This is a genomic window from Exiguobacterium sp. E17S (genome assembly GCF_057772545.1).
The window spans coordinates 1-215 of sequence record NZ_JBYLRU010000043.1 but is presented as its reverse complement, the minus strand read 5'-3'; the positions used below and the strand labels follow the sequence as shown (position 1 = coordinate 215).

The 215-nt window shown below is 47.9% G+C and carries 1 rRNA gene; it reads left to right on the top strand.

Features of this window, described 5'->3' with window-relative positions:
* A 23S ribosomal RNA gene (locus AC3B4V_RS16360) occupies window positions 1–167 on the top strand; the annotation flags it as partial.
* Window positions 168–215: the final 48 nt, after the last annotated feature.

Genomic DNA, 215 nt, shown 5'->3' with positions numbered 1-215 from the left:
GACGGGATAAATGCTGAAAGCATCTAAGCATGAAGCCCCCTCCAAGATGAGATTTCCCTTTGAGTAATCAAGAAAGACCCCTCAGAGACGATGAGTAGATAGGTCACGGGTGGAAGCATGGTGACATGTGGAGCTGAGTGATACTAATCGGTCGAGGCCTTGTTCTAGCAGATGCATTGTTGATGACTTCAGTTTTGAGGGCGCGAGCCTTTCAA